4 protein-coding genes are annotated in these 3,071 nt (G+C 67.9%); all 4 read left to right on the top strand.

Features of this window, described 5'->3' with window-relative positions; all coding sequences use genetic code 11:
- The first annotated feature begins 507 nt into the window (after positions 1–507).
- The 4 genes from HCC78_RS31915 to tnpB all read left to right on the top strand — a co-directional run bounded on the left by HCC78_RS31915 (position 508) and on the right by tnpB (position 2,705).
- Positions 508–1,080, top strand: a complete 573-nt coding sequence (locus HCC78_RS31915) for a transposase (RefSeq protein WP_172332724.1) — start codon at positions 508–510, stop codon at positions 1,078–1,080.
- Positions 1,077–1,712 (top strand): transposase, encoded by a 636-nt coding sequence (locus HCC78_RS31910; protein WP_172332723.1) that lies wholly within the window; start codon positions 1,077–1,079, stop codon positions 1,710–1,712. Before HCC78_RS31915 ends, HCC78_RS31910 begins: the two co-directional genes overlap by 4 nt.
- A 299-nt stretch (positions 1,713–2,011) precedes the next feature.
- The gene (locus HCC78_RS31905; RefSeq protein ID WP_172332722.1) at positions 2,012–2,320 is read left to right on the top strand and encodes a hypothetical protein; all 309 of its coding nucleotides are present in this window, start codon (positions 2,012–2,014) and stop codon (positions 2,318–2,320) included.
- Positions 2,321–2,336: 16 nt separating this feature from the next.
- Positions 2,337–2,705 (top strand): IS66 family insertion sequence element accessory protein TnpB, encoded by a 369-nt coding sequence (gene tnpB / locus HCC78_RS31900; protein WP_371743971.1) that lies wholly within the window; start codon positions 2,337–2,339, stop codon positions 2,703–2,705.
- The last annotated feature ends 366 nt before the right edge of the window (positions 2,706–3,071 follow it).

The following is a 3,071-nucleotide window of genomic DNA, read 5'->3' as shown; positions in this document are numbered from 1 at the left end:
CGTTCCGGGGGCAAGAAAGGCCGGAAGATCGCGCCACCCCGCCCAGAACGCCGGAAACCGTCCGCGCGCAAGACTTTTCGGAGGCCTGCCAGGCGCTGACCCTCCGGGACACAGGCCAGCGGCGGCGGAGCGGCGGGTCCCCGCAGGTCAGGTTGCTACCGACCGCAGGCCCGGCTCCTGCAGATGTTCCGGACAATGGACCCGGACTGCGTCCCCGCCTGTCCGGCTTCCGTTGGCAGCTGCGCGCCGGTGGCCGGGGCTTGCAGGATCATTGGTCCCGATGGCCCGCGCCGACGGGTCCTGCGGCGCTTTGCATGGACGCATCCGGCCGGTTGCATGTGGCACGCTGCTCCTGGGGTCCACCGCAAGGGGTCCGCGACGGCCCCGACGGAGCCGCAGCGCGCAACTGGCCGGACAAAGCTGATGGTGTGGATGGCTCGTGCTCGATCGGGGCCGCAATGCGCCATGGTGCAGATGTCATCGTCCGCTGGGAGAGGAGCCATCCGCATGGAGGTTGCAGCTGCCGATCTGGATCTGGCCAGGAATGCCTTTCAGGTTCACGGGATCGCCGATGGAGGCAATGTCGTCTCCAGCGAGCCGCTGCGCCGGGCTCAGCTGCTTGCGCTTTTCGAGCGCCCGGACCCCTGTCCGGCGAGCCGCCGCCGGGCGCGGGAGCTGTCCAGGATCGGTCGCGAGGTGCGGCTGATCCCGCCGGTCCACGCCAAGCCCTGCGTGAAGCGTGGCAAGTCGGACGCTGCCGATGCGGAAGCGATCTGCGGCGCAGTCACCCGACCGGCCCTGCGCGTCGTGCAGGTCAAATCAGCAGAGCAGCGGGCCATGCCGAGCCAGCACCGAACGCGCGAGCCCGTCGTGCGGCAGAGGACGCAGCTGGCGAACTTGCGCCGCGGACTTCCGGCGGAGTTCGGGATCATCCTGCAGCAAGGCTCGGAGAAGGCGGCGGGTCTTGCGGGGGATGCCGCGGAAGGGGGGGGCGCCGGACAGTCCCGGGATCGGGCAGGACGTCATTCGCGTCCTTTGCCGGCAGATCCTGTCGGCCGACCATCTCGCGCGCCGGCATGACCTGCGGCTGCAGGCCGTGGCGCGGGCGGACCGGTTGCGGCCCCGGCGATCGTGGCCGCCAGTTCCGCAATGGACGTGAGTTTGCTGCATGGCTTGGACCGGCACCAGGGAACAATTCCAGCGGCGGCAAGGAAAGGCCGGGCAGGATCACGAAGATGGGTGATCGGCATCTTCGCAGGCTTCCCGTGGTCGGCATGGCCTCGCGCGCCATCCAGGTGAAGATCCGGCCGGACAGGGGGAACCCGCGGCCGGGAAAACTGCCGGAGAGAAAGCCGTTCCGAAGGGCGGCGATAGCCATGGCTAGCAAGGCCGCCAGGATCATCTGGACCGTCCCGACCCGGGAGGAAACCTGGTCGCCGGGCCCTGCCCGATGCGGCAGGCTCGGCACGGAGAATGGCAGGACCGGCGGGATGAGGGAGACGCCCACGGCCGCTACCCCGCGAGACCCCGCCGGAAGTCCGGGGTGCAACGGCCCGGCAAGCTGGCAGGGACCCGGGACGCGCAAGCCGTCAGGGCCAGCGGTTGCAGGGCCGCGCAAACAGGCCGGACACACGACCGCTTCTGAATGGGTGCAACAAAGTCATTTCCCGCCTGCCAAACAGGGGGGCAATGGCATGGCCCCCGCCGCCTAGCCGCGGCGGGACTTTCCAAGTGGATAGATCGGAGAGGAGACATGCCATGGAGATCGTCAGCAAACGGTGCATCGGCCCCCCTGAAACGCGATTGGATGCGTGGGAATTCGGTTTAAAATCCTGCGTGACCCGGGCGCCGTGTGCCGGCCGCCATTCGGTGGCGCCAGCCTGCCCGGCCCGAAACGCGGAACAGGATGCGGCGAGCGATGAGCAGAACTGTCTGGGGATTCCAGGTGATGCGCAGCAAGAGGGGCCGAAATGTCCGGCCGCCGGAGCTCAAGCGCGAAGCCGTCCGGAGAATGCTGGAGGAAAACCGGCCTCCCGCCGATCTCGCGCGCGAACTCGGCGCCAATGGCTGCCTGGTCCGCGAATGGCTCAAGGAAGACCGCCTGCGGCGCGCCCCGGCCCGGAGCCCGGCAGCGGGATTTGCCGAGGTCGTCGTCCAGGATGACCGGGCGCCCGCGCCGGGCGCAGCGGGCGAGGCTGAGAACGCCTGCGCACCGGCTTGCACCATCTGCATTTCGATCGGGGACGCCCGCATGGAGCTGCCTTCGGATCGCGACGAGGAAACGCTGTCCAAGGCCTTCCGTGCGCTGAGGGCAGCCTGATGTTGCCGCTGAACGGATTGAAAATCTATCTCGCCACCGAGCCCGTCATTCGGCACCGGCCTCGGACCGATGGCGCCACGGTGCCTCATTCCGGAAGGGAATGGACGGGCTGGCGGGCCATGTCATGACCGAGCTCGAGCTGGACCCTTTCACTGGCGCGGTGTTCATCTTCCGCTCCAAACGGGCGGACAAGCTGAAGATGATCCTCTGGGACGGCACCGGCATGGTGCTGATCCACAAGCGGATCGAGGGCCGCGGCTTCGTCTGGCCGGGCGTCCGGAACGGGACCGTTCAGCTCTCGCGCACCCAGTTCGAGGCGCTTTTCGAGGGCCTGGACTGGCGGCGGATTGCAGCGGCAAGGCAGCATCGGCCGGTGGCGGTATAGGGACTGGCACCTGCGTGCGCTGCGAGTTTTCGAACTCGGCAACCAGCCCGGCGCGTTCTTCCGAGCGTCGGGCGCTCGAACGCGTGAATTCGCCCAAGGGGAACAGGGACCGCCGCGCGGGCTGCCGATCCCAGTCTCGCCAGACTGGTTGCTCTGGTCTCGGCAATTCTGCAGGGCAGCGTACCAGGGACCGGCCGTTCGTCCCTCTCTGCAGCATGCTCTCGCTGCCGAACTCACCCTTCGCGCACTTTGCAGGGCATTGTCGCGCAAATCTAGGCTCTGGACACATTGAGTTTCACAGCCAGTAGATAACGACTGCCGCGAGGGCGATAGCTGAGAAGAACACCTTCGGGCATCTGTCGTATC

This window comes from Mangrovicoccus sp. HB161399 (assembly GCF_013184745.1).
GTDB lineage: Bacteria > Pseudomonadota > Alphaproteobacteria > Rhodobacterales > Rhodobacteraceae > Mangrovicoccus.
The sequence above is the reverse complement of the archived record's forward strand: the minus strand, read 5'-3'. Positions and strand labels throughout refer to the sequence as shown.